Source organism: Bradyrhizobium sp. 2TAF24, from assembly GCF_052115025.1.
Classification (GTDB): Bacteria; Pseudomonadota; Alphaproteobacteria; order Rhizobiales; family Xanthobacteraceae; genus Bradyrhizobium_A.
In genome coordinates this window covers 1-1,260 of sequence record NZ_JBFRFW010000062.1, presented here as the reverse complement: position 1 = coordinate 1,260, position 1,260 = coordinate 1, and the positions used below count along the sequence as shown (strand labels likewise).

The 1,260-nt window shown below is 63.7% G+C and carries 1 protein-coding gene; it reads right to left on the bottom strand.

The genetic code is table 11. The features are described from left to right. Positions 1-3: 3 nt before the first annotated feature. Complete coding sequence (locus tag AB4Z37_RS32910) at positions 4-1,173, bottom strand: IS481 family transposase (protein WP_441520867.1); 1,170 nt, start codon at positions 1,171-1,173, stop codon at positions 4-6. Between the last annotated feature and the right edge of the window lie 87 nt (positions 1,174-1,260).

Sequence of the window (1,260 nt, the reverse complement as noted above, 5' to 3'; positions counted from 1 at the left end):
TGTTCAGTCCGGGGACATGGCCGACACCCGTTCGGAGACATCACCGACACTTTTTGAGCCCGTCAAGTCGATGGTGGCGACCTGATGGGCAGCGAAGAACACGCCGTATTGCCCGTCAGCCGCGATCGGCCTGATGGCCAGGCGCTCGCCTCGAAAGGCTTGTGGCACCTTCCAGAGGCGGCCCTTGAAGCTGACATAAGCCTTGGTGGAGGACACGCTCCGCACGATCTCGTCGCTGCTGTATTCTGGCTCCGGCAGGTGCTCGGGCATCCGGCGCAGGCTTGGCCGATAGCGACTGGCCGGCACCTGCTGCCCGAGGGCCTCGTGCGGTCGCTCGAAATTGTAGATCTCGCGCCAGGCATCGAAGGCGCGCTGGGTCTCGGCGAGATCGTGGAAGCGGCGCAGCGCAAATACTTCGGCTTTGAGGGTGCGATGGAAGCGCTCGTTCTTGCCACGGCTTTGCGGATGGTATGGACGACTGTGAATGACATCGATGCCGAGCTTGAGCAGCCAGACTGCAAACCGCGTCCAACGCTCCCCGGACGGATCGCCCCAGGGCGTGCCATTGTCGACGAAGAAGGCTTCAGGCAGGCCATATGTGCGAAAGATCAGCTCCAGCCGGTCTCGCACCGTCTCGCCGCGTTGGTCGGCGCAAGCCTGCAGGCACAGATCATAGCGTGAGTGGTCGTCGACCACCGTCAGCGGATGGCACAAGGCATTGTTGCCGAGCCGCACCCAGCCCTTGAAGTCCATCTGCCACAACAGGTTCGGCGCGGGCTTCTCGAAACGTTGGCTGGCCGCAGGACCGCCCGCAGGAGCCTGGACGCGCCCGTGTCGCTGCAGGATCTGGTGCACCGTCGAGAAGGCCGGAACTCTGCTACCTGCGCACTCCAGACGGCGGGCAATCTTGCGAGCACCCCATGCCGGATGGGCATCGCGGATCGCAAGAATCCGCTCCTCGACCTCCTGGTCCATCCTCTTCGGACTCGCGTGCGGGCGGCGCGAGCAGTCCGCAAGCTCTTGATTTGTCTGCCAGCGCCGCAGCCACTTGTACCCGGTATCCGGGTGGATCCCGAACCGCCGGCACAGCTCACGCCGGTTCGCCCCTTCCTGCATCGCGAGCCGGACAAACTCCCGTCGTTGCTCCATCACCGACACCTTGCGCCATGGCATGGACCGACTCCCTAACAGCCTGTCCATGTATTGTGATGTGTCGGCTATGTCTCCGAACACCCGTCGGTGATGTCCCCGGACTGAACA